The sequence below is a fragment of the Defluviimonas sp. D31 genome (genome assembly GCF_033436765.1).
GTDB lineage: Bacteria > Pseudomonadota > Alphaproteobacteria > Rhodobacterales > Rhodobacteraceae > Albidovulum.
Window position 1 is genome coordinate 56419 of the sequence record NZ_JAWQFN010000001.1, and the last position, 26421, is coordinate 82839.

28 protein-coding genes are annotated in these 26421 nt (G+C 67.1%); 12 read left to right on the forward strand and 16 right to left on the reverse strand.

Features of this window, described 5'->3' with window-relative positions:
* Window positions 1-2 precede the first annotated feature (2 nt).
* Genes R5H32_RS00265 through dusB form a run of 3 tightly spaced genes read right to left on the reverse strand, consistent with a single transcriptional unit; the run spans window position 3 to window position 3441 of the window.
* Window positions 3-1370 (reverse strand): response regulator, encoded by a 1368-nt coding sequence (locus R5H32_RS00265; protein WP_318336688.1) that lies wholly within the window; start codon window positions 1368-1370, stop codon window positions 3-5.
* Window positions 1370-2449 (reverse strand): two-component system sensor histidine kinase NtrB, encoded by a 1080-nt coding sequence (locus tag R5H32_RS00270; protein WP_318336689.1) that lies wholly within the window; start codon window positions 2447-2449, stop codon window positions 1370-1372. The genes R5H32_RS00265 and R5H32_RS00270 overlap by 1 nt, the downstream gene beginning before the upstream one ends.
* Complete coding sequence (dusB, locus tag R5H32_RS00275) at window positions 2446-3441, reverse strand: tRNA dihydrouridine synthase DusB (RefSeq protein ID WP_318336690.1); 996 nt, start codon at window positions 3439-3441, stop codon at window positions 2446-2448. Before dusB ends, R5H32_RS00270 begins: the two co-directional genes overlap by 4 nt.
* Before the next feature lie 189 nt (window positions 3442-3630).
* On the opposite strand from dusB, the gene R5H32_RS00280 reads away from it, so the two are divergent.
* The 4 genes from R5H32_RS00280 (at window position 3631) to R5H32_RS00295 (ending at window position 7083) form a co-directional block, all read left to right on the forward strand.
* Window positions 3631-4770 carry a bifunctional 2-C-methyl-D-erythritol 4-phosphate cytidylyltransferase/2-C-methyl-D-erythritol 2,4-cyclodiphosphate synthase gene (locus tag R5H32_RS00280; RefSeq protein ID WP_318336691.1) on the forward strand — a complete coding sequence of 380 codons (1140 nt, stop codon included), beginning with the start codon at window positions 3631-3633 and terminating at the stop codon, window positions 4768-4770.
* A complete protein-coding gene (locus tag R5H32_RS00285; RefSeq protein ID WP_318336692.1) occupies window positions 4767-5267 on the forward strand; it encodes a phosphatidylglycerophosphatase A in 501 nt (166 codons plus the stop codon). Before R5H32_RS00280 ends, R5H32_RS00285 begins: the two co-directional genes overlap by 4 nt.
* Window positions 5264-5737 carry a nicotinamide-nucleotide amidohydrolase family protein gene (locus R5H32_RS00290; RefSeq protein WP_318336693.1) on the forward strand — a complete coding sequence of 158 codons (474 nt, stop codon included), beginning with the start codon at window positions 5264-5266 and terminating at the stop codon, window positions 5735-5737. The genes R5H32_RS00285 and R5H32_RS00290 overlap by 4 nt, the downstream gene beginning before the upstream one ends.
* 167 nt (window positions 5738-5904) lie before the next feature.
* Window positions 5905-7083, forward strand: a complete 1179-nt coding sequence (locus R5H32_RS00295) for an ammonium transporter (RefSeq protein WP_318336694.1) — start codon at window positions 5905-5907, stop codon at window positions 7081-7083.
* Between the two features lie 137 nt (window positions 7084-7220).
* Here R5H32_RS00295 and R5H32_RS00300 read toward each other — a convergent pair whose 3' ends face one another.
* Window positions 7221-7520, reverse strand: coding sequence for a helix-turn-helix transcriptional regulator (locus R5H32_RS00300; RefSeq protein WP_318336695.1), 300 nt, complete (start codon window positions 7518-7520; stop codon window positions 7221-7223).
* 72 nt (window positions 7521-7592) lie between these two features.
* Window positions 7593-8048, reverse strand: coding sequence for a type II toxin-antitoxin system RatA family toxin (locus R5H32_RS00305; protein WP_318336696.1), 456 nt, complete (start codon window positions 8046-8048; stop codon window positions 7593-7595).
* A gap of 66 nt (window positions 8049-8114) precedes the next feature.
* Between R5H32_RS00305 and hpt the strand changes: the two genes are divergently transcribed.
* Window positions 8115-8675 (forward strand): hypoxanthine phosphoribosyltransferase, encoded by a 561-nt coding sequence (gene hpt / locus R5H32_RS00310; RefSeq protein ID WP_318336697.1) that lies wholly within the window; start codon window positions 8115-8117, stop codon window positions 8673-8675.
* On the forward strand, window positions 8672-8863 hold the full coding sequence (locus tag R5H32_RS00315) for a hypothetical protein (protein ID WP_318336698.1): 192 nt from the start codon (window positions 8672-8674) through the stop codon (window positions 8861-8863). Before hpt ends, R5H32_RS00315 begins: the two co-directional genes overlap by 4 nt.
* 11 nt (window positions 8864-8874) lie before the next feature.
* Here R5H32_RS00315 and R5H32_RS00320 read toward each other — a convergent pair whose 3' ends face one another.
* Complete coding sequence (locus R5H32_RS00320) at window positions 8875-9744, reverse strand: LysR family transcriptional regulator (protein ID WP_318336699.1); 870 nt, start codon at window positions 9742-9744, stop codon at window positions 8875-8877.
* A 60-nt stretch (window positions 9745-9804) separates the two neighbouring features.
* Here R5H32_RS00320 and R5H32_RS00325 point away from each other — a divergent pair, with 60 nt between their 5' ends.
* The 3 genes from R5H32_RS00325 (at window position 9805) to R5H32_RS00335 (ending at window position 11776) form a co-directional block, all read left to right on the forward strand.
* The gene (locus R5H32_RS00325) at window positions 9805-10362 is read left to right on the forward strand and encodes a cytochrome c (RefSeq protein WP_318336700.1); all 558 of its coding nucleotides are present in this window, start codon (window positions 9805-9807) and stop codon (window positions 10360-10362) included.
* Between the two features lie 49 nt (window positions 10363-10411).
* Window positions 10412-11302, forward strand: a complete 891-nt coding sequence (locus R5H32_RS00330) for a cytochrome c (RefSeq protein WP_318336701.1) — start codon at window positions 10412-10414, stop codon at window positions 11300-11302.
* 111 nt (window positions 11303-11413) lie between these two features.
* Window positions 11414-11776 carry a hypothetical protein gene (locus R5H32_RS00335; protein WP_318336702.1) on the forward strand — a complete coding sequence of 121 codons (363 nt, stop codon included), beginning with the start codon at window positions 11414-11416 and terminating at the stop codon, window positions 11774-11776.
* A 28-nt stretch (window positions 11777-11804) separates the two neighbouring features.
* On the opposite strand, the gene lipA is transcribed toward R5H32_RS00335, so the two are convergent.
* A complete protein-coding gene (lipA, locus tag R5H32_RS00340; RefSeq protein WP_318336703.1) occupies window positions 11805-12755 on the reverse strand; it encodes a lipoyl synthase in 951 nt (316 codons plus the stop codon).
* Between the two features lie 107 nt (window positions 12756-12862).
* On the opposite strand from lipA, the gene R5H32_RS00345 reads away from it, so the two are divergent.
* Entirely contained in the window at window positions 12863-13555 is a 693-nt protein-coding gene (locus R5H32_RS00345; RefSeq protein WP_318336704.1) for an MIP family channel protein, read from the forward strand.
* Here R5H32_RS00345 and R5H32_RS00350 read toward each other — a convergent pair.
* Window positions 13552-14505, reverse strand: a complete 954-nt coding sequence (locus R5H32_RS00350) for a hydrogen peroxide-inducible genes activator (protein WP_318336705.1) — start codon at window positions 14503-14505, stop codon at window positions 13552-13554. The genes R5H32_RS00345 and R5H32_RS00350 overlap by 4 nt on opposite strands.
* Window positions 14506-14724: 219 nt before the next feature.
* Between R5H32_RS00350 and katG the strand changes: the two genes are divergently transcribed.
* Window positions 14725-16893 carry a catalase/peroxidase HPI gene (katG, locus tag R5H32_RS00355; RefSeq protein ID WP_318336706.1) on the forward strand — a complete coding sequence of 723 codons (2169 nt, stop codon included), beginning with the start codon at window positions 14725-14727 and terminating at the stop codon, window positions 16891-16893.
* Window positions 16894-16968: 75 nt separating this feature from the next.
* Here the strand turns inward: katG and R5H32_RS00360 are convergent, their stop codons facing one another.
* Window positions 16969-18114, reverse strand: coding sequence for a DUF6456 domain-containing protein (locus R5H32_RS00360; protein ID WP_318336707.1), 1146 nt, complete (start codon window positions 18112-18114; stop codon window positions 16969-16971).
* A 219-nt stretch (window positions 18115-18333) separates the two neighbouring features.
* Here R5H32_RS00360 and R5H32_RS00365 point away from each other — a divergent pair, with 219 nt between their 5' ends.
* Window positions 18334-18624, forward strand: a complete 291-nt coding sequence (locus tag R5H32_RS00365) for a DUF6477 family protein (protein ID WP_318336708.1) — start codon at window positions 18334-18336, stop codon at window positions 18622-18624.
* 55 nt (window positions 18625-18679) lie between these two features.
* On the opposite strand, the gene R5H32_RS00370 is transcribed toward R5H32_RS00365, so the two are convergent.
* From R5H32_RS00370 to recA, 7 genes are all read right to left on the reverse strand, one after another.
* Window positions 18680-20224 carry a trimethylamine methyltransferase family protein gene (locus R5H32_RS00370; protein WP_318336709.1) on the reverse strand — a complete coding sequence of 515 codons (1545 nt, stop codon included), beginning with the start codon at window positions 20222-20224 and terminating at the stop codon, window positions 18680-18682.
* A gap of 138 nt (window positions 20225-20362) precedes the next feature.
* Window positions 20363-21154, reverse strand: coding sequence for a class II glutamine amidotransferase (locus tag R5H32_RS00375; RefSeq protein ID WP_318336710.1), 792 nt, complete (start codon window positions 21152-21154; stop codon window positions 20363-20365).
* A 159-nt stretch (window positions 21155-21313) separates the two neighbouring features.
* Window positions 21314-21802: an MOSC domain-containing protein gene (locus R5H32_RS00380; protein ID WP_318336711.1), complete on the reverse strand. Its 489-nt coding sequence runs from the start codon at window positions 21800-21802 to the stop codon at window positions 21314-21316.
* The gene (locus R5H32_RS00385; protein WP_318336712.1) at window positions 21802-22098 is read right to left on the reverse strand and encodes a DUF1330 domain-containing protein; all 297 of its coding nucleotides are present in this window, start codon (window positions 22096-22098) and stop codon (window positions 21802-21804) included. Before R5H32_RS00385 ends, R5H32_RS00380 begins: the two co-directional genes overlap by 1 nt.
* Window positions 22098-24761, reverse strand: a complete 2664-nt coding sequence (gene alaS / locus R5H32_RS00390; RefSeq protein WP_318336713.1) for an alanine--tRNA ligase — start codon at window positions 24759-24761, stop codon at window positions 22098-22100. The genes R5H32_RS00385 and alaS overlap by 1 nt, the downstream gene beginning before the upstream one ends.
* A gap of 91 nt (window positions 24762-24852) precedes the next feature.
* Window positions 24853-25212, reverse strand: coding sequence for a nuclear transport factor 2 family protein (locus tag R5H32_RS00395; protein ID WP_318336714.1), 360 nt, complete (start codon window positions 25210-25212; stop codon window positions 24853-24855).
* A gap of 84 nt (window positions 25213-25296) precedes the next feature.
* Window positions 25297-26373, reverse strand: coding sequence for a recombinase RecA (recA, locus tag R5H32_RS00400; RefSeq protein WP_318336715.1), 1077 nt, complete (start codon window positions 26371-26373; stop codon window positions 25297-25299).
* Window positions 26374-26421: the final 48 nt, after the last annotated feature.

The following is a 26421-nucleotide window of genomic DNA, read 5'->3' on the forward strand; positions in this document are numbered from 1 at the left end:
TTTTACATCAACTTACGGCGCCGTGTCACGCGGATATCCAGATCGGTGATCTTCTTGCGCAAAGTATTGCGATTGATGCCGAGAAGGTCGGCGCATTTCGCCTGATTTCCGCTGGTCGCATCGAGCGCGATCTCGATCAGCGGGGTCTCCATCTCCTTGAGAATGCGGTCATAAAGGCCGGGCGGCGGCAGGCCGTCGCCATGCAGGTCGAAATACCGCTTGAGGTGCCGCGCGATCGAGGCCGAAAGCCGCTCACCCTCCTCGGCGACCCCGGCACGGGGCACTTCGGCCGGTGTTGGCCCGAGCACCGCGTCGACCTCGGCGCGGGTGATTTCGGCGCCGAGAGCGGTAAACATCAACCGGCGAATCGTGTTCTCGAGCTGGCGCACGTTGCCGGGCCAGCGGTAGGCGCGAATGATCGCGGTGGCGTCATCGCTCAGGCGCCGCGCCGGGGCGCCGTCGCGCTCGGCGCGGGCGAGGAAATGCTCGGTCAGGAGTGGAATGTCATCCACCCTATCGCGCAGCGCGGGAACCGCGAGGGTGACGCCGCCGAGCCGGTAGTAGAGGTCGTTGCGGAACCGGCCCGCCTCTAGCTTCGCGGCCAGATCCTCCTGGCTCGTCGCAAGAATCCGCGGCGCATTGTCGGTGAACGTATCGAACATCCGCACGATCCGGCCCTGCAGTTCGGAGTCGAAATCCCCGACCTCGTCGAAGACGATCGTGCCGCCCCTGGCGCGGGCGACAAGCGACGCCGGCCCGTCGACGCCGTGCAGGTCGGCGGCCTGGACGGTGATGAAGGGCATGGTGCGGCGGTCGGAGAAATCGTGGATCGCGCGAGCGACGAGAGACTTGCCGGTGCCGGATTCGCCGGTGATCAGCACCGGCAGGTCGGCATTCATGACCCTTGCCACAAGCCGGTAGAGCGCCTGCATTGCCGGGGTGCGGCCGACGAGCGGCAGGTCCTCGACCGCCTCGCGCGGCGCCGCGGCCAAAGGCGCGGTATGGTGCTTCTGGCTCAGCGCGCGCGAGGCGCGCTTCATCAGGTCCGGCAGGTCGAAGGGCTTTGGCAGGTAGTCGTAGGCCTCGGCCTCTGCGGCCTGGATCGCCGTCATGATCGTGTTCTGCGCCGAGATCACGATCACCGGCAGTCCGGGCCGCACCGAGGCGATCTTCGGCAACGCCTCGATGCCGTTGCCGTCGGGCATGACCACGTCCGATATCACGAGGTCGCCCTTGCCCTCCTCGACCCAGCGCATCAGGGTCACGAGCGAGGAGGTCGCATGGACCTTGCAGCCCGCGCGCGTCAGCGCCTGGGTCAGCACGGTGCGGATCGTGCGGTCGTCATCGGCTACAAGGACGGTGCCATCCATCAGAAGCCCTCCTCAGGTTTCGGGGCGACGGGAAGCGAGAGGCGGAAGGTGGTGCGCCCGGGCACGGAATCCGCGGTGATCCAGCCGCCGTGATCGGCAACGATCTTGGACACCAGCGCGAGCCCGAGCCCGGTGCCGTTCTCGCGCCCCGAGACGAAGGGATCGAAGATCGCCTCGGCGATCTCGGCGGGGATGCCCGGCCCGTCGTCGGTGACTTCGATCTGCAGGGGCAGCGACGTGCCGCTGCCGTCGGCGCGCCGCAGCCTCAGCGCGTGGTCGTAAAAGGTGCGGATCCGGATCGTACCGGGCCGGCCCTTCGCCGCCTCGGCGGCGTTCTTCAGAAGGTTGAGCACCACCTGCAGAAGCTGGTCGGCATCCCCCCGCGTCGGCGGCAGCGAGGGGTCGTAATCCTCCTGGATCGTCATGTGCGCGGCGAATCCGAGCATCGCGGAGCGCCGCGCCCGGTCAAGGACGTCGTGGATATTGACCGCCCGCGCCTCGGGCGGGCGCAGGTTGCCGAACTGCTCGACCTGTTCGAGAAGCTTCACGATACGCCGGGTCTCGGCCACGATAAGGTCCGCGAGTTCAATGTCTTCCGGGCCGAGGTTCATCGAAAGGAGCTGCGCCGCCCCGGTGATCCCCGCCAGCGGGTTCTTGATCTCGTGCGCCAGCATCTCGGCCATGCCGATGGCCGAACGGGCGGCCGATTTCATTCCCTGCCCGCGCCCGAGTCGCTCGGCGAACTCGCGCGGAGAGATCATGAGCAGGATCGTGCCGGGCGCATCCGCCAGTGGCGCGGCCTGCAAGTTGCAAGTCACCGGCGCGCGTTCGCCCGTGCCGACGTCCACATCGTTGATGAAAAGCGAGGCGCTGTTGGCGCGCACCCGGGCGAAGACCTCCTCGAGCGGCGCGTCGACCGCGAGCCGGTCGAAGACCGGCTGCCCGACGAGCGATCTGGCCGACATGTTGAGAAAAAGCTCGGCCGCCGGATTGAGGTCGAGCGCCAGATCCCCGCCGTCGATCAGGATCGCCGGCACTGGCAGCGAGGCCCAGAGCGTCGCGGCGGAGGGCAGCGTCATGCGGCACGCCCCACCGGGGCGCCGCCGATGCCGGCGCGGATCAGGGCAAGCACGTCTGCAGGATCGGTCGCCACCATGATCCGTGACCGCAACCTCGCATCCATCCCTGCCTCGTCGGCATACCATCCAAGATGCTTGCGCGCGATCCTGACACCGAGATCGCGCCCGTAGAACGACAGCATTGCTTCATAATGTCCTGAAATCATGTCCGAAAGCGCCTCTCCTTGCGGCACGGCCGGAGCGGGCCGGCCATAGAGCGCCGCCGCGATCCCGGCGAGCCGCCACGGCGCCCCCTGCGCGCCGCGCCCGACCATCACCCCGTCCGCGCCCGAAGCCGCGAGGGCCGACCGCGCGGAGGCGACATCAATGATATCGCCATTGGCGACGACGGGGATCCGCACCGCCTCCTTGACTGCGCGGATCGCGGCCCAGTCGGCGCTGCCCTTGTAGAACTGCTGGCGGGTGCGGCCGTGCACGGTGATCATCCGGACCCCGGCCGCCTCGGCCCGCCGGGCGAGCACGGGCGCATTGAGGCAATCGGCATCCCAGCCGAGCCGGCATTTCAGCGTCACCGGCAGGTCGACCGCGCCCACCACCGCCTCGATCAGCCCGAGCGCATGGTCGGGATCGCGCATCAGCGCCGAGCCCGAGAGCCCGCCGGTGACCTTCTTGGCGGGGCAACCCATGTTGATGTCGATGATCCGCGCGCCCATGTCGGCCACGACCCGCGCCGCTTCGGCCATCGCCCGCGCCTCGCGGCCGGCAAGCTGCACCGAGGTCGGCGCGGCGTCGGCAAGCCCGAGATCGGTCCGCGCCTTGGCCCGGACCGATGGCTTTTCGGTCAGAAGCTCGCCGGAGGCCACCATCTCGGACACGGTCAGGCCCGCGCCGAAGGATCCGACGAGTCGCCGGAACGGCAGATCGGTGATCCCCGCGAGCGGGGCGAGCAGGACCGGCGGGTCGAGCGTGACCGGGCCGAGATCGAGCGCCATATGCCTAATCCTTGTGCAGGTGCCATTCTGTTAATCGCCTGCACAGCGAAACGCAAACCGAACGCGTCGTCAGGCTGTGCCGGAACAGGATCTGCCCGGTTTTTGGGCACTCCCCTCCGGGACGGCGGCGCGACGCGGCATTGCCGGGACGCGCCGGGGCGATTAGAGCAGTGGAAAACGGAGGCCGGGGTGACCGACAAATCGAAGACGGCGATCATAATCGTGGCGGCAGGCCGCGGCACGAGGGCCGGAACGGGTGATCCGAAACAATGGCGACCGATCGGCGGGAGAAGTGTCCTCGCCCGCACGGTCGCTGCGTTTTCCGGCTTCGCGCGGATTGTCGTTGTCCTGCATCCAGACGACATGCCTCGCGGTGTCGCGGAATTCGCAGGTCGGGTGACATTGGTCGCGGGCGGCGCAACGCGGGCTCAGTCGGTGCGCAACGCGCTCGACTCTCTCGATCCGGCTGCCGTCGAGACCGTCCTCATTCACGACGGCGCCCGCCCCTTCGTCTCGGCTGCACTGATCGGACGCGTGCTAGCTGCCCTCGGCGACCATCCTGCGGCAGCCCCTGCCCTTCCGGTGACGGACGCGCTCTGGAGCGGATCGGCCGGGCACGTGACCGGAATTCGCGCCCGCGACGGGCTCCATCGCGCCCAGACCCCGCAGGGCTTCCGCTTCGCCGAAATCCTCGCGGCCCATCGCGCGTTCCCCGGCGATGCCGCCGACGATGTCGAGATGGCGCTGGCCGCGGGGCTTGACGTCGCCATCGTCGAGGGCGAGGAGGAGAACATCAAGATCACCTGGCCCGGCGATTTCGACCGCGCCGAACGGAAAGTGGGGCTCGGCATGGATGTCCGCACCGGTAACGGCTTCGACGTGCACGCCTTCACGGCGGGCGACCACGTCATGCTTTGCGGGGTGCGGGTGCCGCATTCAAAGGCGCTTCTCGGCCATTCCGACGCCGACGTCGGGATGCACGCACTGACCGACGCGATCTACGGCGCATTGGCCGAGGGCGATATCGGCCGCCATTTCCCGCCCTCGGACCCGCAGTGGAAGGGGGCCGCGAGCGAGATCTTCCTCGCCCATGCCGCCGATCTTGCCCGGTCGAGGGGCTACCGGCTCTCGAACGCGGATGTGACGCTGATCTGCGAACGCCCGAAGATCGGCCCGCATGCCCCTGACATGGCAGGAGAACTCGCGCGGATTATTGGCGTGGAGCCGGACCGGATCAGCGTCAAGGCCACGACGTCCGAGCGGCTCGGCTTTACCGGTCGCGAGGAAGGCATCGCCGCCCTCGCTTGCGTGACGCTGGTGAAGCCATGACTTTCCCTCGCCTCATCGCCACCTGGTTCGGCACCGGGCTCCTGCGCCCCGCTCCGGGCACCTGGGGCTCGGCGGTCGCGGTGGCGCTCGGCCTCGTGATCCACGGGATCGGGCATTTCCCGCTGCTGCTGGCCGCGACGATCCTCGTCATCCCGCTCGGCTTCTGGGCCACGGCGGGCGCCGTCGCGGGACAGGCTGACAAGGACCCCTCGGAAATCGTCATCGACGAGGTCGCGGGCCAATGGATCGCGCTCCTCTTTCCCTCCGCCGGGTTCTGGTGGGCCGGGCTCGACAGCTGGCACTTCCCCTGGCCGGGCTGGGTCGCGGCCTTCCTCTTCTTCCGGCTCTTCGACATCTGGAAGCCGGGGCCGATCGGCCGCGCCGACCGCAAACACACCGCCGCCGGCACGATGGAGGACGACCTCTGGGCCGGACTCTTCGCCGGGGTGGCGACGATGATAGCAGCCGGCCTGTGGCACGGGGTCATGCGGTTGTGAGCCGGGCCGGAACGCTCCTGTCGCTGGCGCGGCCCCACGGCGCGGTGATCGCCACGGCCGAAAGCTGCACCGGCGGACTGATCGCGGGGGCAATCACCGAGGTCGCGGGCGCCTCCGACATATTCGACCGCGGCTTCGTCACCTATTCGAACGCCGCCAAGGTCGCGATGCTGGGCGTGTCCGAGGCAACTCTCGCCACCCACGGCGCTGTCAGCGAGGCCGTGGCCCGCGAGATGGCCGAGGGCGCGCTTGCCCGCTCCGGGGCTACGCTCACGGTTGCCGTCACCGGCATCGCCGGACCGGGCGGGTCAGAGCACAAGCCCGAGGGAAGGGTCTGTTTCGGCCTTGCCCGCAAGGGTGCGCCGACGCGTGTCGAGACCGTGGATTACGGTGCCCGCGGCCGCTCCGCCGTGCGGGAAGCGACGGTCGAACATGCGCTCGACCTCCTGATCGGTGCGCTCGGCGGCTGATCCGCGTCGCGCCCGTTTTTTACGCCAGTACCGCGCGAAACCGCCCAGTTTGCGGGCAGATCGCGAACTGCCCGGATTTTCGGCGCGCTTCCGGAAAAACAGGCTTTGCGCGGCGGCCACTTCACGCTTTGCCGCGCGGACGGGAAAATTCGCGAAGGGAAACGCAGATGAATGGCGCCGATACCGCCTGGATCCTTGTGGCCACTGGCCTCGTCCTCTTGATGACGCTGCCGGGGCTGGCGCTGTTCTACGGCGGGCTCGTTCGGGCGCGAAACGTGCTCTCGGTCTTCATGCACTGCTTCGCAGTCGCGTGCCTCATGAGCGTGCTCTGGCTCGTCTGTGGCTATTCCATCGCTTTCGGCGGCGAGGGCCCGTTCTGGGGCGGCTTCGCCCGTGCGTTCCTTGCGGGCGTCGATGCGACGACCGTGAAAGGCACCCTGCCCGAGGTGCTGTTCTTCGCCTTCCAGATGACTTTCGCGATCATCACGCCCGCGCTCTTCCTCGGCGCCTTCGCCGAGCGCGTGGGCTTCGGCTTCGTCCTCCTCTTCTCCGCGCTTTGGATGCTTGGCGTCTACGCGCCGGTCGCGCACTGGATCTGGGGCGGCGGCTTCCTTGCCGACGGCGGGATCTTCGGCGCGACCGGCACGAAGGATTTCGCCGGCGGGATCGTGGTGCACGAGACCGCGGGCCTCGCGGCGCTGGTGCTCGCTGTCATGGTCGGCCCGCGCAAGAACCGCACCACGCCGCCGCATAATCCGGGCTTCGTGGCGATCGGCGCGGGGCTCCTCTGGGTCGGCTGGTTCGGCTTCAACGGCGGCTCGCAGCTTGCCGCCGACGGGGGCGCGGCGATGGCGATCACGGTCACCCATATCTCGGCCGCAACCGCCTCGCTGACCTGGGCGCTCTGGGAGCGGGTGAAGTTCGGCCGCGCCTCGCTCGTCGGCCTCGTCACCGGCACGATCGCCGGGCTCGCCTCGATCACCCCGGCCTCCGGCTTCGTCGGTCCGCTCGAAGCCCTCATCATCGGCGCCGTCGCCGGCGTCCTTTGCCAGGAGGCGGTGGCGCTCATCCGCAATAAGATCCGCATCGACGACACGCTCGACGTCTTCGCTGTCCACGGCGTCGGCGGCATCTTCGGCACGGTGATGATCGCGGTTTTCGGCGCCGGAAGCTGGACCGCGCAGCTCGGTGCGCTCGCCATCGTCGGGGTCTTCACCGTCGCCGCGACCTGGATCCTCGCCAGGATCGCGGGGCTCGTCACGCCGATCCGCGTCAACGCGGAAACCGAGTTCAACGGGCTCGACATCGCCGCACACGGAGAGCGCGCCTATGACATCACGTCTTAGGCACGCTCGACCTGTCGCGTGAACGGGGCCCGTCCGGGTCCTACCTCTGATTGGCAGAACGCCACCGTCATCCTGCATGGTAGTGGCGTTCGGCGCGATTAGTGATCTTTACCGCTTATGATCGGCGCGCGTTGTCCTCAACGCTTAAACGCCTGAAGAAGATCAAGAATCGCCGCCTCAGCATTCGGGTTCTCTACTAGAAACCGCAAGATCCGCTCACGAGGGGGCGTGATATTAACACCGGAAATGAGCCACGATGCGCTTATGTCTAGCACCTTGCATAGTGCCAGCATGTTCTCGATTGTTGGCTCCTTGCGTTCTTTGAGTAGGACCGAGACGTAACTTGGCCCAAGGCCGGCTTCCAGTGACAGAGCCCGCATTGATAACTTTCGCTGGGTCATGGCCTCTTCTAGCCGTTCCCGCCAGTTCTTCGGCATTCCCTCTCCAGCTCTCTTTTTACGTTGGACGCCAAGACGAGCATCCTTAACAATTCGTTGGTCAACTTCGGATCAGACGGTTCCGTAAAGCGCCGCCGCGCGGGCCTCGAAGGCGCGCACGACGCGGTGCATCGCCTCGTCGAAGACGACCCCGATCAGCTTTTGCAGGATCGCATTGCGGAAGGCGAAGTCGACGAAAAACGCCACCTCGCAGCCCCCCTCGGCGCGGTCGCGGAAGCTCCAGCTCGACTGCAGGTGATGGAACGGCCCGTCGAGATACTCGGTCTCGATCCGCCGCTCGTCGGGCCAGAGCACGACCCGGCTGCCGAAGCGTTCGCGGAACACCTTGAACGAGATCACGAGGTCGGCCTCCATCAACTCGGACCCGTCCTCGCGCTTGCGCCGCGAGCGGATCCGCGCCGCCGCTGTCCAGGGCAGGAACTCGGGATAGCGCGCGACATCGGCCACCAGGTCGTACATCTGTGCCGCGGTGTAGGGCATCGTCCGCGTTTCGGAATGTGTCGGCATCCCCATCCCCTTGGTGACTCTGGCGGCCCATGTCGCTAAATGGGAGCACAAGATCAAGAGGGCCCCATGCCGCACAGACCCTATGTCATCGACGAAATGATCTCGGCCAAGGCCATCGCGGCGCGGGTCGAGGCGCTCGCCAAGGAAATCACGCGGGCTTTCGGCGGCACCGACAAGCTCGTCGTGGTCGGGCTCCTGCGCGGCTCCTTCGTCTTCATAGCCGATCTGGTGCGCGAGATCGACCTGCCGGTCGAGGTCGATTTCCTCGAAGCCTCCTCCTACGGCAACGCGATGGAAAGCTCGCGCGAGGTGCGCATCCTGAAGGACCTGCGCGGCGAGATCTCCGGCCGCGACGTCCTTGTCGTCGAGGACATCGTCGATACCGGCTTCACGCTCAGCCATGTCGTGCGGCTCCTGAAAAGCCGCGAGCCAAGGCGGCTCGAGGTCTGCGCGCTGCTCGACAAGCCCTCGCGGCGCGAGGTCGACATCCGCGCGACCTGGACCGGGTTCGAGATTCCTGACGAGTTCGTCGTCGGTTACGGCATCGACTTCGCGCAGCGAAACCGCAACCTGCCGCATATCGGCAAGGTGCGCTTCACCGGGCCGGAGGCCGGTGAGCCGGCATGAATCCGATTCACCTCCTGCGGATGGCGCGGATCGCCCGCCACCCGCCGTCGCGTAGCCGCGTCCTGCTCGTCGCGGCGGTGGTCGTGATCTGCCTCGCCCTGGCCGGGCTGGAACGGCTGGGTCTCGTGCCCGGTGGCGCACTCGTCGATCCGGGCGGCACCGCTCCGAAGGTGCGTCCGCTGCCTTGAGCCTCGCCGGCTCAGGGCGCTCCAACGGCTCCCCGAAGCCGCGGCGCGATGGCGCGCAACGCCTCCGACAGCAGCCTGCGGGTCTCGGCAATCCGCGGCACCTCGGCCAGATCGGCATGGCTCGCGACCCAGATATCGACCGACAGGTCCGGCAGGATGCCCGTCACCCGTTCGAGCCGGGGATCCTCGGCGCCGAGAAGATCGGGCAGAACCGCCATCCCCTGCCCGGTCGCCGCAACCTCGCGCAGGACCGGGAAACTGTCGGCGGCGGCAACGATCCGCGCCGGGTCGACCGCAGTCGCGATCCAGCTGCCGACCGGGGTGCGCGCGAGCGGGCCCGACAGGCCGAGCCAGTCGTCGGCCCCCGCCCCCCTCGCGCGGAACAGGCCGAACCCGAGCACCCCGGCGGTTTCGCCGACAAGATACTCGGGCAGCCGGACCGTCGGGCGCACGGTGATCTCGGCATGGGTCCGGGCGAGGTCGAGATGGGTGTTGGTGCAAAGGATCTCGATCCGGAGGTCGGGCGCCTCGGAGCGCAGTTCGGCCACGATCGGCGGCAGGACGAACTGGCAGAAGGTGTCGGTCGCCGTAACCCGGATGTTGCCGGACAGCGGCGAGCGCACGCCCTGGAGCATCCGCCCGACCGCCTGCACGGCACGGTCGACCTCGCGCGCGGCCTCGATGACGCGGCTTTGTACCGGCGGAACGGAATAGCCGCGCGCGGTCTTGTCGAAGATCTCGATCCCGACCGCCTCCTCGTAGGCCGCGATCCGGCGCAGGACGGTGGCGTGGTTGACGCCAAGCCGTCGCGCCGCGCCGCTGACCGATCCCTCTTCCGCCACCGCCAGAACGAAGCGAAGATCGTCCCAGTTCTCGCGCATTGCATGCCCTCCCAACGTCGCGCCGCCGGTCCTGACTCCCGGGAACAGGGAAATTACCCTGTGCGTATTCTCACCAATACCATGCGAAATTTCCGATTGGTGGAAGAATTCGGCACAGCTATCCTTCCCTCCATCAGACGCAGGGAGATTGCCATGAAGACCTTTCTTTTGACGATAACCGCCGCCACGACCCTGATTACCGGCGCCGCCGTCGCCCAGGACGCGCCTTTCGCGCGCGAGATCAAGGTGCGCCAGGGCATCATGGGCTACCGGACCATGAACCTCGCCATTCTCGGCGCCATGGCCAAGGGCGAGGTCGAATACAACGCCGAAGCGGCGCAGAAAGCCGCCGACAACCTCCTTGCCGCGTCGACGCTCGACATTTCGATGCTCTGGCCGGAAGGCTCCGACGATTTTGCCAATACCGACACGCGAGCGCTCGCCAAGATATGGGAAGCCGGATCAGACGTTGGCGACAAGGCGCAGGCGCTCGTTGATGCGGCTACCGCGATGCAGTCCGCGGCCGGCGTCGATCTCGCGGGCCTCCAGGGCGCGATGAAGGGCGTGGGCGATGCCTGTACGGGTTGCCACGAAGCCTACCGTGCGTCTGCAAACTGAACTTGGCCCGGCCCTCACCACGCCCTGTGCTCCGGATTTGAACTGACGGATGGGCCGGATCCTTCTCAGCCTGACGGCCTTCGCGGTAGCGGGAACTGCCGCTGCATGGCTCGTGCTGCGGCCGCTGCCGCTTCCCGAAGACGCGCTGGCGGGCCTTGATGCCGACGTGGCGCGTGGCGAACAGGTCTTTCGGGCGGGCGGTTGTGCCGCCTGCCATTCCGCCGAGACCGCCGAAGGCGCGGACCGGCTGGTGCTGAGGGGCGGAAAGCGCTTTTCCTCGCCATTCGGGACGTTCGTCGCGCCGAATATCTCGAACGATCCCGTCACCGGGATCGGAACCTGGACCGCGCTCGACCTCGCCAACGCGATGCTGCGCGGGGTCTCGCCCGACGGCCGTCACTACTACCCGGTCTTTCCCTATGCGAGCTACGCGCGGGTCACGTTGCAGGACATCGTTGACCTGCGCGCTTTCCTCGCCACCCTGCCCGCCGATCCGAGCCCCAATGCGCCGCACGAAGTGGGGTTCCCCTACAATATCCGGCTTGGCCTCGGGCTGTGGAAACGGCTCTATCTCGACGATCGCTGGGTGGTGACAGGAGATCTGAGTGAAGCCGAGACACGGGGCCGCTACCTGGTCGAGGCGCTCGGCCATTGCGGCGAATGCCACACACCAAGGGGGGCGCTCGGTGCAATGGACCTGAGCCGCTGGCTCGCTGGCGCGCCGGTTCCGGCGGGCAAGGGGCGGTTCCCGAACCTCACGCCGTCGAAGCTCACCTGGTCCGAGGCCGATATCGTCGCCTTCCTCACCACCGGCCTTACGCCGGACTACGATTCGGTCGGCGGCGCCATGGCCGAGGTGGTCGAGGGCCTTTCCGGTCTCGTCCCGGCCGACCCTGCGGCAATCGCCGCCTATCTCAAGCGTGTTGCACCGGCCGAGTGACGATTGGCCGTCCCGGATTCATCGGACATTAACCCTGTTGCGGAAATCTGGGTCCGAACTGCCGGGCAATCTTACGATGCGGCGGCCGCTACTCGGGAGCTTTCGAAGCCAATGCCATCGCCGTGTTTCGCCGCCGCCATCGGCCTGATCGGCCTCGTGATGCCGGATCCGGCCGCTGCCCAGACAAGGGAAAGCAGGTCGGTCACTGCCGCACCCCGCGTCGCGGCGGAGGGCGCGGTGCCCGCCCCGGCGGTCCGATCCGGGCTGGCTTACCGCGCGACCATGGAGTGGATGCGGCCGCTCGCGGTCGTCACTGGCACCAATGCGTCAGGACGGATCGACCGGCGCCTGACCGCCATCACCATCGACGAACTCGGCAACGCGTCGATCAAGCAGGATCGCGCCGGAGTCGAACTCGCCGGAGCCTCGGAGGCCGGCCTGCGCTTCGACCTGCCCATCGGGCTGAACTTCTGATCCGGCCGGGCGATCTGGCCCGCACGCCTCAGCCGCGGCCTAGCTTTTCCAGCCGCGCGGCCCGGAGCCGGGCGAAATCCTCGCCCGCGTGGTAGGAGGACCGCGTGAGCGGCGTCGCCGAGACCATCAGGAATCCCTTGCCATAGGCGGCCTTCTCGTAGCCAGCGAATTCCTCGGGCGTTACGAACCGGTCTACCCGGTGGTGCTTCGGCGTCGGCTGCAGATACTGGCCGATGGTGAGGAAATCGACATCGGCCGCGCGCATGTCGTCCATCACCTGCCGCACGGACTGCCCGTCTTCGCCGAGCCCGACCATGATTCCGGACTTGGTGAACATCGCCGGGTCGAGTTCCTTTACGCGCTGAAGAAGCCGCAGCGAGTGGAAGTAGCGCGCGCCGGGCCGCACCGAGGGATAGAGGCCGGGCACCGTTTCGAGGTTGTGGTTGAAGACGTCTGGCCGCGCTTCGACAACCTTTTCAAGAGCTTCCGGCGCACACTTCAGAAAGTCCGGAGTCAGGATCTCGATCGTGGTCCCCGGCGAGCGGTGCCGCACCGCGCGGATCGTCTGGGCGAAATGCTCCGCGCCGCCATCCGCGAGATCGTCGCGGTCGACCGAGGTGATGACGACATGCTTCAGCCCCAGCGTCTCGACCGCATGGGCCACCCGCCCCGGCTCGAACGCGTCGAGCGCGTCGGGCCGGCCGGTCGCGATATTGCAGAACGAGCAGCCCCGGGTGCAGATCTCGCCCATGATCATCATCGTGGCGTGACCGGCCGACCAGCATTCGCCGACATTGGGGCAGCCCGCTTCCTCGCAAACCGTCACGAGCTTGTTGGTGCGCAGGATGTCGCGGGTCTGCTTGTAGCCGGCGGACGTCGGTGCCTTCACGCGGATCCAGTCGGGTTTCTTCGGCTGATCCTGATCCGGGCGGCGTGCCTTTTCGGGATGGCGCTGGCCGGGAATCTTGAGGTCACGCACGGATCAATCCCCCTCTGGGTCGCTTTGTCGTGGGATAGGCTTTTTTTCGCTGAAACGCAACGCGAAGCGGATATGCTTCGACTGCATAAGCCTTGCAGGGAGTTTACATGTCGAAGAAGCTCTTCGCCGAAGTCATCGGCACATTCATTCTGGTGTTTTTCGGGGTCGGATCGGCCGTCTTGATGGGCGAGCAGATCGGATTTCACGGAATATCAGTAGCGTTCGGCCTGTCGATTGTCGCGGCGGCCTATGGGCTCGGCGCGATTTCGGGCGCCCATCTCAATCCCGCAGTTTCCTTCGGCATGGTTGCGGCCGGGCGGATGTCCGGTCGCGAGGCCGCGCTCTACAGCCTCGCGCAGATCGCCGGGGCGATCCTCGGCGCGCTCGTGATCCTCATGATCGCATCCGGGCGGGCCGGTTACGACCTGGCGGTCAATGGGCTTGGGCAGAATGGCTACGGCGCGGGATACAACGGCGAGTATTCGATGATCGCCGCCTTCCTCTTCGAGGCGGTCGCGACCTTCCTGTTCGTCACGGTGATCCTTGGGGCGACACAATCCGGTGCGCCGGCGGCGTTCGCCGGGCTCGCGATCGGGCTCACACTGACCGGCATCCATCTCGTCGGGATCAACGTGACCGGGGTTTCCGTGAACCCGGCGCGCTCTATCGGCCCGGCCCTCTTCGCCGGAGGCGGCGCGCTCGGACAGTTGTGGCTCTTCATCGTCGCGCCGCTCATCGGCGGCGTCGTTGCGGGCATGGTCCACGCTGTGGGTCTGACGCGCGCGTCGGACGCCGGCTAGGCGCGTTCCGCTTCGCGCGGGCCGAGCGGAATTTCGGCCCGCGCGCTTTCGACAAGCGCCCGGCCGGAGGCCGCCAGTACCTCCGCCAGCGCATCGAACCATCCCTCGCCATCGCTCGTCGCGCGGCGCACCAGCGCGATTCGGCGCGCGGGTTCCGGCTCTGCGAAGCGCCGTAGGGCCATATCGGGCACCGCGGCCGTTTCCGTGCGGACGGCAATCTCCGGCAGGAATGTCAGCCCGATCCCCTGCCCGACGAGGCCGCAAAGCGTCGACAGTGACGCCGCGCCGAGGTCGAGCCGCAGCCGCTTGCGGTCGAGGCCGCAGACCTCGAGCGCCTGGTCGGCCAGGCAATGCCCCTCGTCGAGCAGGAGAAGCTGGTCGGGATCGAGCCGCGAGGGACGGAGCGTCTCCATCCCCACGGCTGCGGCGATGCGCGCGGCGCTGCCGGCAAGAAGGAAGCGGTCCTCGAAGACCGTGGCCGCGGCGAGGTCCGCACCCGGCGGCGGCTCAGCGATGACAATCGCGTCGAGACGCCCGGAGTGCAGGTCCTCCATCAGGTCGTCGGTGCGCGCCTCGCGGATCCGCAGGTCGCGCGTTCGGTCGTCCGCCCTGAGGGCGGTGAGGGCCTGCGGCAGGAGATAGGGCGCGACCGTCGGGATGATGCCGAGGTTGAGCCTGCCGGTAAGCGTCTTTCGCCTGGCCGAGGCTTCGAGCTCCCCGATCTCGGCGATGATCCGGCGGGCCCGGATTTCCAGCTCGCGCCCAGCCCGCGTCAGGTGCAGCCCGCGCGGCAGCCGCTCCACGAGGGTCGCGTTGAGAACGGTTTCCAGCTCCTTGATCTGCATGGATAAAGCGGGCTGCGAGACATGCACCAGTTCGGCCGCGCCGCCGAAGCTTCGCGCCTCGGCGAGGGCAAGGAAATACGAGAGTTGGCGAAGCGTGATCGGCATAAGAAATCCTTATCAAATACCGAAGTATTTCCGATTTTTAATTATTCCAGTTTCAGCCCATAGTCACGCGGCAATTCTTGCCGCGAGGGGCTCGGGGGCCACGAGTTCGACTGGCACCGCCTCAAGCGGGACGCTACGGTCGGGGCCGAAAGGGATTCGTCCCGCGCCGCGCGGCGAGATCCGTATAGACGACAACATCGTACACGATCGGAGGAAACCATGGACGGCGACAGCAAGTGCCCGATGTCAGGCAAGATTCACGTATCGAACCGCGACTGGTGGCCGAACCAGCTCAACCTGCGGATTCTCCACCAGAATTCCCCGCGTTCGAACCCGATGGGCACCGCGTTCGACTACGCCGAGGCGTTCAACAAGCTTGATCTCGCGGCGGTCAAGAAAGACCTCTACGCGCTGATGACCGACAGCCAGGACTGGTGGCCGGCCGATTACGGCCATTACGGCCCGCTCTTCATCCGCATGGCCTGGCACGCGGCGGGCACCTACCGCACCGCCGACGGCCGTGGCGGCGCCTCGACCGGCAACCAGCGGTTCGCGCCGCTTAACTCCTGGCCCGACAACGGCAACCTCGACAAGGCGCGCCGGCTGCTGTGGCCGGTCAAGCAGAAATACGGCAAGGCGCTCTCCTGGGCCGATCTCTACATCCTCGCCGGAAACTGCGCGCTCGAATCGATGGGGTTCAAGACCTTCGGCTTTGGCGGCGGCCGCGAGGACATCTGGGAGCCCGAGGAGGACATCTACTGGGGGTCCGAGACCGAATGGCTGGGCGACAAGCGCTATTCGGGCGAACGTGACCTCGAAAACCCGCTCGCGGCGGTGCAGATGGGCCTGATCTACGTCAACCCCGAAGGGCCGAACGGCAATCCCGACCCGGTCGCCTCGGGCCGCGACGTGCGGGAAACCTTCGGCCGCATGGCGATGAACGACGAGGAGACGGTGGCTCTGGTCGCCGGCGGCCACACCTTCGGCAAGGCTCACGGCAACGGTCCCGCGACCGCTGTCGGCCCCGAGCCGGAAGCCGCGCCGATCGAGGCGCAGGGGTTCGGCTGGCTGTCGTCCCATGGCGCCGGGAAGGGCTATGACACGATCACCAGCGGCATCGAGGGCGCCTGGAAGCCGAACCCGACCAAGTGGGACATGGGCTATTTCGACATGCTCTTCGGCTATGAGTGGGAACTGGTGAAGAGCCCGGCAGGCGCCAACCAGTGGCTCGCCAAGGACGTCAGGGACGAGGACATGATCCCCGACGCCCATGATCCGTCGAAGAAGCACCGGCCGATGATGACGACAGCGGACCTCTCGCTGCGCTTCGACCCGATCTACGAGCCGATCTCGCGGCGCTTCCACAAGGATCCCGAAGCCTTCGCCGATGCCTTCGCGCGCGCCTGGTTCAAGCTCACGCACCGCGACATGGGGCCGAAGGTTCGCTATCTCGGCACCGAGGTGCCGGCCGAGGACCTGATCTGGCAGGACCCGATCCCGGCGGTGGATCACAAGCTCGTCGATGCCAAGGACATCGCCGATCTCAAGGCCAAGGTCCTCGCCTCGGGGCTTTCGGTCTCCGACCTCGTCTCGGTCGCCTGGGCCTCGGCCTCGACCTTCCGCGGCTCGGACAAGCGCGGCGGCGCGAACGGCGCGCGGATCCGTCTCGCACCGCAGAAGGACTGGGAGGCGAACGAGCCCGCGCAGCTGGCCAAGGTGCTCGCGGCGCTGGAGGCCATCCAGAAGACGTTCAACCACGCCCAGAGCGGCGGCAAGAAGCTCTCGCTCGCCGACCTGATCGTGCTCGCCGGTTCGGCGGCGGTCGAGGCGGCGGCGAAGGCGGCCGGTCACAAGGTCGAGGTGCCGTTCACGCCGGGGCGGATGGACGCGACGCAGGAGCAGACCGATGCGGAGTCCTTCGCGCCGCTCGAACCGGTGGCGGACGGGTTCCGAAACTACCTCAAGGGCCGCTACACAGCTTCGGCGGAGGAGTTCCTGATCGACAAGGCGCAATTGATGACGCTGTCGGGGCCCGAGATGACCGTGCTTGTCGGCGGTCTGCGGGTGCTCGGCGCCAATCACGGCCAGTCGAAGCATGGAGTCCTCACCGACCGGCCGGGGACTCTGAGCAACGACTTCTTCGTCAACCTGCTCGACATGGGCACCGAGTGGAAGCCGGCCGGCGAGGGACTCTACGAGGGCCGCGACCGCGCCTCGGGCAAGGTCCGGTGGACCGGCACGCGCGCCGATCTGGTGTTCGGATCGAATTCGCAACTGCGCGCGCTCGCCGAGGTCTATGGCTGCTCGGACGCGTCCGAGACCTTCGTCACCGACTTCGTGGCGGCCTGGACCAAGGTGATGAACCTCGACCGGTTCGATCTCGCCTGATCGGGACAGAAGTCCGTCCTTGCACGACAAAGGGGCGCCCCGCCGGGGCGCCCCTGATGATTACGGGGCCGATGTTCAGCCGATCAAAGGCGCCTTGCCGCCATTGATCTCGTCGTAGTGCCGCTTCAGTCGCTGCAGAGCGATGCGGAGCACGATCTTACCGGACCGCGCCGACCAGCCCATGCGGCGTTCGGCGGCCTCCAGCCCTTCGAGATAGCAGCAGCAGCGCAGCACCATGTCGCCGAGGCCGGGGCCGAGATCCTTCAACGCTGCCGCGACCCGGTCGCGCGCCCTGCCCGATCCGCCGCCAAGCCCGCCGTCGCCCGAGAAATTGCCGCGGTCGCCGGCGGTCAGGAAGCGGTCCCAGTTCTGCGCGACGCGCGGCCCCATCTGCGCCAGTTCGAAATCCTCGCGCAGCCGTTCGCCGGCGACCACGAGATCGGGCGTCAGGAACGGCTGGCCGTCCTTCTCCTTCCGCCGCGCCAGGACGGCGAGCGGGCTCTCGGCGAGGTTGTAGCGCATGCGCCGCGTCGTCTGCTCGCCCGGTTCCATGACCGCGCGTTCATCCCAGACCCGGTGCTGTTCAGTGAAGGGCGTCTGGACCTCGGCGAATCCGCCGGACCGGTTCGATTGCTCCTCGGCCAGGAGCCGCTTCAGCGCCGCGCGGCCGGCCGTCGTGATCTCATATGTGGTCACCCGGCCCGGTTTCTGCACCGCGATCCAGTCCTTCAGGGCAAAGGCCTGCGCGGCAGAGCGATCGACCACCGCGATCCGGACCGTGCCCTTGAGAACGACCGCCTTCTCCATCTCCGGCGCGATCGCAAGCAGGGCACCCGCCTCGCACAGGCGGCGCAGAATGCGGCGCGCTTCGCGCTCTACTGTGGATTCGTCGGCGATCTGGGGCTGGATCGAGCGGATCGGTGCGGTCATCGGGCAGTTCCCTTCCTGTGCAAAATCTGGTCGCGAAGTCTCCTGTGCCCGCTCCGTCCCGATCAGGCGAAGATGCAACCGTCCGAGCCGGTTCAGCGCGTCGTCGATCAGAGGATCATCGCGACGGTTCTCGAAGGCACGAACCTTACGCAGCACCGTCGAGGCATGGCAGCCCTCGCTTCGCGCCAGTGCGCGGAGCGACAGCCCCTCCTCCGTATGGCGCAGATACAGGCGCGCGTTCTCGGGCAGCCAGGCAGGCAGTCCGGCCTGCATGTGAACCATTAGCGTCATCTTTCCCCCGAATGTCCTTCAGCGCCTTCACGTCGCCTTAACCACAACAAACTCAACCGTGAGTTGCTTTTCTTACCCGTCCGTTAAAATCGAGCACGACCCTGAGAATTGTTGATAAATTCTAAATTTCTCTGAAACACCCGGTCGCACCACCGCCAAGAGAGGCAACGCCCGCGATTCAAGATGCATCTTCCGGTTGTCTTTTTTCCGGAGGATGGAATGTCCGATCTACTCTCGCTCGTCTCCGAACTGCGGCGTCCCCGTCTCTTGATCCGCGCGGCCCGCGCCGGGCTTGCCGAGTACAACCGCAACCGTGACCTGAAACGGGTGATGCGCGTCGCGGAAGCGCCCGCACCGGAGCGGGCGCTTCCCGCTCTGCTGGCCGAGGAGGAGCGGCTGGAGGCGACACGCCAGGCCGGCGACGCCTCCTACAGCTTCATCCGGCATATCGAAGTCTTGATCGCGATGATGGCCGAAGCGCGGCTCCTGCCCCAGCCGGGCCGAACCTGAATGCAAAAGGGCCGCCCTGATGGGCGGCCCTTCCTGTCCCTCGCGACTGGCGCGATTACATGAAGGCGTCGGGCATCGAGGCCTTCTTCTTCGCGACGTATTCGTTCAGCGCCTCTTCGACAGCCGGGTCGATCGCGGGCTTCTGGTAGTCGTTCAGGAGCTTCGTCACGCGGGTGCGCGCCAGCGCCACGGTGTCGCGGGCGCCTTCCTCTTCCCAGGCCTCGTAGGGCTTGTAGTCGAGCAGTTCGGTCCGCCAGAACGCCTGCTTGAAGTTCGATTGCGTATGTTCGCAGCCGAGATAGTGGCCGCCAGGGCCGACTTCGCGGATCGCGTCCATCGCCTGGCCGGTCTCGGACATGTCGATACCTTTGGCGAGGTGATGCAGCACGCCGAGCTGGTCGGCATCCATCACGAACTTCTCGAAGGACGACACGAGGCCGCCTTCCAGCCAGCCGCAGGAATGCAGCATGAAGTTCACGCCGGCGAGGAGGCCCATGTTGAGCGAGTTCGACGTTTCGTAGGCGGCCTGTGCGTCCGGCAGCTTCGAGCCGCAGAACGAGCCGGCCGAGCGGTACGGCAGACCCATGCGGCGGGCGAGCTGGCCCGCGCCGTAGGTGATATGCGCCGCTTCCGGCGTGCCGAAGGTCGGTGCGCCCGAGTTCATGTCGATCGAGGTCACGAAGGCGCCGAATATCACCGGCGCACCCTGGCGGATGAGCTGGCTGTAGGCGACGCCGGCCAGCACCTCGGCCATGACCTGCGTCAGCGTTCCCGCGACCGTCACCGGCGCCATCGCGCCGCCGACGATGAAGGGCGAGATGATGCAGGCCTGGTTGGCCTTTGCGTAGACCTCGAGCGCGCCCATCATGATCCCGTCGAAGGTCATCGGCGAGTTGATGTTGATGAGCGAGGTCATCACGGTGTTCTGGTCAACGAAGTCGTTGCCGAAGAGGATCTTCGACATCTCGACCGAATCCGCGGCGCGGACCGGCTCGGTCACCGAACCCATGTAGGGCTTGTCCGACAGCGTCATGTGGGCGAGCAGCATGTCGAGGTGGCGCTTGTTCACCGGGATGTCGGTCGGTTCACAGACCGTGCCGCCCGAGTGATGCAGCCATTTCGACATGTAGCCGAGCTTCACGAACTTGTGGAAGTCGTCGAGCGTCGCGTAGCGGCGGCCGCCGTCGGCGTCACGCACGAAGGGGGGGCCGTAGACCGGCGCGAGGACGAGGCCGCGGCCGCCCACGGTCACGTTGCGCTCGGGGTTGCGGGCGTGCTGGACATAGGACGAGGGCGCGGTCTTGCAGAGCTGGCGCGCGAGGCCCTTCGGGATGCGGACGCGCTCGCCGTCTACATCGGCGCCGGCATCCTTCCAGCGCTTCAGCGCCTCGGGGTTCTCGACGAAGTTGACGCCGACTTCCTCGAGGATCGTCTCGGCATTGGCCTCGATGATCTCGAGCGCTTCCTCGTTGAGGATTTCGAGGTTCGGAATGTTGCGCTCGATGAACTTGGCGCATTCGATGCGGACAGCGGTGCGTTCCGCCCGGCGCGCCGCGCCGCCGCCACCCCGTGCCCGCCGGCCTTCCGAAACTTCGCTCATATCCCTGAGTCTCCTGACTATGTCGGTTTGGGGTTCTTGTACCCGCATTGGGCCGGGGCCGATTGCGGGATGCGGCGCTTCGCAAGCGAAAACGACATTTGGTGACCCGGAAAGCGACAGCCGCAGGCCCCCGCGGCGTCAGGCGACGCGGGCGAGTTGCGCGGGCGCAAAGCGCTCGATCGTCACCCGGTCACCCTCGAAGGTGCAGAAGCTGCCCGGCGGCACCGCGTCCCAGCATTCACCGGTTTCCAGGGGTTCGGAGACAACCGCACGGCCGCGCCGCGACTCCGACCAGCGGTGATAGAGCGTCGGCGCCCCGGCGTCGGTCGCGTAACGGGCCGCGTAGAGCCGCGTGCCGTCGGAAAAGGCCGCCGTCATCCGCACATGCGGGGCCGTCCCCTTCTCGCGCGACAGCACTTCGAACCGCGCCGTCGCCCGTTCGAGCGCTCCCTTCGGATCCTCGTCGAGCCCCTCGCCGAGCGAGACGAGGAACAGGGCCTCGCTGTCGGTCGCGCCCTTCCGGTGGGCATAGAGATGGTCGGGGATCAGCATCTCGGCGTCACGGCGCAGCGCGTCGTAGCCGCCGATCTGGCCGTTGTGCATGAAGGACCAGCGGCCGACCGCGAAGGGATGGCAGTTGTTGCGGCTCGTCGCGGTGCCGGTCGAGGCGCGGACATGGGCGAGGAAGAGATGCGATTTCACCTGCGCCGTCAGCGAGCGCAGGTTCGGGTCCGACCAGGCCGGCAGGATGTCGCGGAAGAGCCCGGGTTCCTCGCGCTCGCCATACCAGGCGAGCCCGAACCCGTCGGCATTGATCGCCGACTTGCATTCCGAGGCACACTGGCTCTGATGGATGAGCGAATGGCCGGGCCGGCTGACGATGTCCTCAAGAAAGATCGGAGTGCCGGTATAGGCCGCCCATCTGCACATGCTCTCGCCTCGCGTCGCGGGCGGCGCCTTCGGATTCCGCCACGTCCGGAAGCCTGGCGCTGCCTCGTTGCTTTTGGCTTAACGTAGCGCGGTTCGCAGCGGCAATCGACAGATTCCGTTCGGGCCGCCGCATTATCGGCGCTTCCATGCCCGGCGGCATCAGCGCCCGCTCGTCTCCGCCCCGGCCACCGTTACGCGATCGCCCATCGCGATCTGGCCCGTCTGGACCACCTCGGCGCACCAGCCGCCGTGGCCGCGCATCGCGTTGTAGCCGCCCTGCCCCAGCGCCGCTTCCATCCGCGAACAGGGCGCGCAGGGGCCGGTGATCGTCACCTCGGCGCCGCCGATCCTCAGTCGCGCATGGCGAAGCGCAGCGAGGTTGATGCCCTCGATCACGAGATTGCGCCGCAGGAGGTCCGGCGCGACCGCCGCGCGCCGGCAGAGCGCGGCGATCACCGGCAGATGCTCCGCCTGGATCAGCGTCAGCGCGCGCTTGCCTTTGCGGGCGTGATCGCCCGCGAGCCCCGCCTCGGTCAGCTCCGCCGCATCAACCGAGACGGGATCGGCCAGCCTCTCGGGGCGCAGCCCGATCCACACCACTCGCCCCGCCCCGGCATGGGTTGCCAAAAGCCGGGCGAGATCCGCCATCAGGCTTCCTCGAGCACCATCAGGTCGCGTTCGCTGGCGCCCTTTGCATGGGCGAGCGCCGCCTGGTACTCGTCGCTGTTGTAGCAGGCGACCGCCGCTTCGAGCGAGGGGAAGCGCGCCACGACATTGCGCGGCCGCTCGTTGCCCTCAAGCTGGACATAGCGCCCGCCGCGCGCGAGAAACACGCCGCCGTGCCTGGCAATTGCCGGGCCCGCGGCCTGGGCGTACTTGCCATAGGCCTCGGCGTCGGTCACCGTCACATGCGCAATCCACAGCGCGGATTTGGTCTCGCTCATTATTTCGCACCTCCGATGATCGCTTCGGCGGCCTTCACCGCCTCCTCGGCCTTCGACGCATCCGCGCCGCCGGCCTGCGCCATGTCCGGCCGCCCGCCGCCGCCCTTGCCGCCGAGCGCCTCGGCCGCGGCCTTGACGATATCGACCGCCGAGAGCCGCGCCGTGAGGTCCGGCGTCACGCCCGCCGCCACCGCCGCCTTGCCGCCGGTATCGGCGACGACCAGCACCGCGCCCGAACCGATCCGCGCCTTCAGTTCGTCGACGAGCGCGGGCAGGTCCTTGCCGGAGACGCCAGAGACGATCTGCGGCAGGAAGCGGATGCCGTTGACCTCGCGGTCGGAAGCGCCCTGCCCCGCGCTGCCGCCCATCGCCAGTTCGCGGCGAAGCTGCGCAACTTCGTTGGCGAGCGCCTTGCGCTCGTCCATCAGCGCCTTCACGCGCGCCGGCACGTCGGCGGCCTGCGCCTTCAGCGTCGCCGCGACCTCGGAAAGCCGCTGGTCCTGGCCGCGCAGGTGGTCGAGCGCCGCCTGGCCGGTCAGCGCCTCGATCCGCCGCACCCCGGCGGAGGACGCCGAGTCGCCGAGCGCCACGAAAGCACCGATATCGCCGGTGCGCTTCACATGGGTGCCGCCGCACAGCTCCAGCGAATAGGTGTCGCCGTCGGCACCCTTGCCGGAACCCGAAAGCGTGCCCATCGAGACGACCCGCACCTCGTCGCCGTATTTCTCGCCGAAGAGCGCCTGTGCGCCGAGCCCGCGCGCGTCGTCGGGCGTCATGATCCGCGTCTCCACGGGCGAGTTCTGGCGAATGAACTCGTTCACCTCGGCCTCGACACCGGCAAGCTCCGCGCCCGTCAACCCCTTGGAATGGCTGAAATCGAAGCGCAGCCGGTCCTCGGCGTTGAGCGAGCCGCGCTGCGCGACGTGATCGCCGAGCGCGCGGCGGAGCGCCTCGTGCAGGAGGTGGGTCGCCGAATGGTTTGCCCGGATCGCGGTGCGGCGGGCGTGGGCCACTTCCAGCTTCGCGGGCTGGCCACGGGCGATCTCGCCCTCGGCCACTTCGGCGATATGGATGAAGATGCCGGCGGACTTCTTCGTATCCGTCACCCGGGCCATGCCGGTATCGGTGCGGATGAAGCCGGTGTCACCGACCTGGCCGCCACTTTCGGCATAGAAGGGCGACTGGTTCACGACGATCTGCACCTTGGCGCCGTTCGCCGCCGCGCCGGTTTCCTTGCCCTCCGCGACCAGCGCGAGGATCTGGCCCTCGGCGGTCTCGGTGTCGTAGCCTAGAAACTCGGTGACGCCGTGCTTTTCGGCCAGGTCGTACCAGATCGCGGCGTCCTGGGTCTCGCCCGAGCCCGCCCAGGCGGCTCGCGCCTTGGCCTTCTGCTCCTGCATCGCATGGTCGAAGCCTATGACATCGACAGTCCGGCCCTTCTCTCGCAGCGCATCCTGCGTGAGGTCGAGCGGGAAGCCGTAGGTGTCATAGAGCTTGAACGCCGCGGCGCCCGGCAGCGGCTGGCTGTCGCCGAGTTTTTCAAGCTCGTCGTCCAGCAGACGAAGGCCGCGTTCCAGCGTCTGCTTGAAGCGGGTTTCCTCGAGCTTCAGCGTCTCCTCGATCAGCGCCTGCGCCCGCTGCAGTTCCGGATAGGCTCCGCCCATCTGCCGCACCAACGCCGGCACCAACCGGTGCATCAGCGGGTCCTGCGCGCCCAGAAGATGCGCGTGCCGCATCGCGCGGCGCATGATCCGGCGCAGCACATAGCCGCGCCCCTCGTTCGACGGCATCACCCCGTCGGCGATCAGGAACGAGGTCGAGCGAAGATGGTCCGCGATCACCCGGTGGTGGATCTTGCCCGGCCCGTCCGGATCACTCGACGTGCCGTGCGCCGAGGCTTCGATCAGCGATCGCATCAGGTCGGTGTCGTAGTTGTCGTGCTTGCCCTGCAGAAGCGCGCCGATGCGCTCCAGCCCCATGCCGGTGTCGATCGACTGCATGTCGAGCGCGCGCATCGAGCCGTCCTCGAACTGCTCGTTCTGCATAAAGACGAGGTTCCAGATCTCGATGAAGCGGTCGCCGTCCTGCTCGGCCGAGCCCGGAGGGCCGCCCCAGATGTGGTCGCCGTGGTCGTAGAAGATCTCGGTACAGGGGCCGCAGGGACCGGTCGGGCCCATGCGCCAGAAATTGTCGTCCGTGGGGATGCGGATGATGCGGTCGTCGGGAAGCCCCGCGACCTTTTTCCAGATCCCGGCCGCCTCATCGTCGGTGTGGTAGACCGTGACGAGGAGCTTGTCCTTGTTCAGCCCGAAGTCCTTGGTGAGAAGTTCCCAGGCGTAGGGGATCGCCTCGGCCTTGAAATAGTCGCCGAAGGAGAAGTTCCCCAGCATCTCGAAGAACGTATGGTGCCGCGCCGTGTAGCCGACGTTGTCGAGGTCGTTGTGCTTGCCGCCCGCGCGGACGCATTTCTGGCTGGTGGAGGCGCGGACGTAATCGCGCGTCTCGACCCCGGTGAAGAGGTTCTTGAACTGAACCATGCCCGAGTTGGTGAACATCAGCGTCGGGTCGTTGCGCGGGACGAGGGGCGAGCTGTCGACGATCCGGTGATCGTTGCGCCGGAAGAAGTCGAGGAAGGTCGAGCGGATGTCGTTCAGGCTGGGCATCGGGCGGGCCTCTCGGGGCGGAAGGGTTCAGCCTTGGCGTGTTAGCCCTTGTCGGGAGCCATGTCCATATTCCTGCGGCGCAGCATTGACCTCAGGTAAGGTGCAGGAAGACCTTCGCGACGATCTGCCAGCGGCCTTCGTGGAAAAGCAGCGTCAGCGTGTCGCGGAAATCGAGCCCCGCCCAGACGTTCATCACCCGCACGACGGCCGTGTCGCCGGCCACGGCGATCGACTCGATCGCGTGCGGCGGCACGGGCGCCTCAGCCGGGATCGCCTCGGCCGCGCAGGAGGCGATGAACTTCTCGACGCCCTCCCATTCGAGCCCGCCGTCGAAATGGCCGATCGAGGACGCCTTGGGATGGAAGGCGCGCTCAAGCGCCGCGCGGTCGCCGCGCGCCATTCCTTCGACGTAGGTGGCGACGGTGCGGCGAATATCCTCGAAATGATCCATCACGCTATCCCCCGAAAACGCGAAACGCGGCCCCTTGGGGCCGCGTTCGATCCTCGCATGAAGGGGAACGATCTCAAACCGTCCTCAGCCCTCCATCACATCCTCGGCCGTTGCGTCATCGTCCGAGGCTCCGAATTCGAGCCCGTGGCTCGCCCGGATCTTGTCCTCGATCTGCCAGGCCATGTCGGGATTGTCCCTGAGGAATTGCTTGGCGTTCTCGCGGCCCTGGCCGATGCGCTCGTCACCGAAGGAATACCATGCGCCCGACTTGTCCACGACGCCGGCCTTGACGCCGAGGTCGATGAGCTCGCCCGTCTTTGAGATGCCCTCGCCATACATGATGTCGAATTCGACCTGCTTGAATGGCGGCGCCACCTTGTTCTTGACGACCTTGACCCGCGTCGTGTTGCCGACGACCTCGTCGCGATCCTTGATCGAGCCGATGCGGCGGATGTCGAGGCGCACGGAGGCGTAGAATTTCAGCGCGTTGCCGCCCGTCGTCGTCTCGGGCGAGCCGAACATCACGCCGATCTTCATGCGGATCTGGTTGATGAAGATCACCATGCAGTTCGAGCGGCTGATCGAGGAGGTTAGCTTGCGCATCGCCTGGCTCATGAGGCGGGCATGGACGCCGACACTTGAGTCACCCATGTCGCCCTCGAGTTCCGACTTCGGTGTCAGCGCCGCGACCGAGTCGACGACGACGAGGCTGACCGCGCCCGAGCGCACCAGCGTGTCGACGATTTCCAGCGCCTGCTCGCCGGTGTCGGGCTGCGAGATCAGCAGTTCGTCGAGATTTACGCCGAGCTTCTTGGCATATTGCGGGTCGAGCGCGTGTTCGGCATCGACGAAGGCGCAGACCCCGCCCTTCTTCTGCTCCTCGGCCACGACATGCAGCGTCAGCGTGGTCTTGCCCGAGCTTTCCGGACCGTAGATCTCCACGATCCGGCCCTTCGGCAGACCGCCGATGCCGAGCGCGATGTCGAGCCCGAGCGAGCCCGTCGAGGTCGCCTCGATCTCCATCACCGGGTTGTCGGCGCCAAGGCGCATGATCGAACCCTTGCCGAACTGCCGCTCGATCTGTGCAAGCGCTGAATCGAGGGCTTTCTGTTTGTCTGCGGATCGCTTGTCGTTCATGTCGAAAAGGTTCGCCACTGCCATTGGTCGCTTCCTTATTTCACACCCGGCTAAGGCCGGCAATCACTGCTC

Coding starts and splice junctions, on each gene's coding strand:
- R5H32_RS00350 (WP_318336705.1), bottom strand. CDS start 14,505: ATGCCGATCACGCTTCGCCAACTCTCGTATTTCCTTGCCCTCGCCGAG.
- R5H32_RS00295 (WP_318336694.1), top strand. CDS start 5,905: ATGAATGGCGCCGATACCGCCTGGATCCTTGTGGCCACTGGCCTCGTC.
- R5H32_RS00360 (WP_318336707.1), bottom strand. CDS start 18,114: ATGACGCTAATGGTTCACATGCAGGCCGGACTGCCTGCCTGGCTGCCC.
- dusB (WP_318336690.1), bottom strand. CDS start 3,441: ATGGCGCTCGATCTCGGCCCGGTCACGCTCGACCCGCCGGTCCTGCTC.
- recA (WP_318336715.1), bottom strand. CDS start 26,373: ATGGCAGTGGCGAACCTTTTCGACATGAACGACAAGCGATCCGCAGAC.
- R5H32_RS00375 (WP_318336710.1), bottom strand. CDS start 21,154: ATGTGCAGATGGGCGGCCTATACCGGCACTCCGATCTTTCTTGAGGAC.
- alaS (WP_318336713.1), bottom strand. CDS start 24,761: ATGCCCAGCCTGAACGACATCCGCTCGACCTTCCTCGACTTCTTCCGG.
- R5H32_RS00315 (WP_318336698.1), top strand. CDS start 8,672: ATGAATCCGATTCACCTCCTGCGGATGGCGCGGATCGCCCGCCACCCG.
- R5H32_RS00335 (WP_318336702.1), top strand. CDS start 11,414: ATGCCATCGCCGTGTTTCGCCGCCGCCATCGGCCTGATCGGCCTCGTG.
- hpt (WP_318336697.1), top strand. CDS start 8,115: ATGCCGCACAGACCCTATGTCATCGACGAAATGATCTCGGCCAAGGCC.
- R5H32_RS00365 (WP_318336708.1), top strand. CDS start 18,334: ATGTCCGATCTACTCTCGCTCGTCTCCGAACTGCGGCGTCCCCGTCTC.
- R5H32_RS00395 (WP_318336714.1), bottom strand. CDS start 25,212: ATGGATCATTTCGAGGATATTCGCCGCACCGTCGCCACCTACGTCGAA.
- R5H32_RS00265 (WP_318336688.1), bottom strand. CDS start 1,370: ATGGATGGCACCGTCCTTGTAGCCGATGACGACCGCACGATCCGCACC.
- R5H32_RS00305 (WP_318336696.1), bottom strand. CDS start 8,048: ATGCCGACACATTCCGAAACGCGGACGATGCCCTACACCGCGGCACAG.
- R5H32_RS00380 (WP_318336711.1), bottom strand. CDS start 21,802: ATGGCGGATCTCGCCCGGCTTTTGGCAACCCATGCCGGGGCGGGGCGA.
- R5H32_RS00285 (WP_318336692.1), top strand. CDS start 4,767: ATGACTTTCCCTCGCCTCATCGCCACCTGGTTCGGCACCGGGCTCCTG.
- R5H32_RS00345 (WP_318336704.1), top strand. CDS start 12,863: ATGTCGAAGAAGCTCTTCGCCGAAGTCATCGGCACATTCATTCTGGTG.
- R5H32_RS00385 (WP_318336712.1), bottom strand. CDS start 22,098: ATGAGCGAGACCAAATCCGCGCTGTGGATTGCGCATGTGACGGTGACC.
- R5H32_RS00270 (WP_318336689.1), bottom strand. CDS start 2,449: ATGACGCTGCCCTCCGCCGCGACGCTCTGGGCCTCGCTGCCAGTGCCG.
- R5H32_RS00300 (WP_318336695.1), bottom strand. CDS start 7,520: ATGCCGAAGAACTGGCGGGAACGGCTAGAAGAGGCCATGACCCAGCGA.
- R5H32_RS00370 (WP_318336709.1), bottom strand. CDS start 20,224: ATGAGCGAAGTTTCGGAAGGCCGGCGGGCACGGGGTGGCGGCGGCGCG.
- R5H32_RS00330 (WP_318336701.1), top strand. CDS start 10,412: ATGGGCCGGATCCTTCTCAGCCTGACGGCCTTCGCGGTAGCGGGAACT.
- katG (WP_318336706.1), top strand. CDS start 14,725: ATGGACGGCGACAGCAAGTGCCCGATGTCAGGCAAGATTCACGTATCG.
- R5H32_RS00320 (WP_318336699.1), bottom strand. CDS start 9,744: ATGCGCGAGAACTGGGACGATCTTCGCTTCGTTCTGGCGGTGGCGGAA.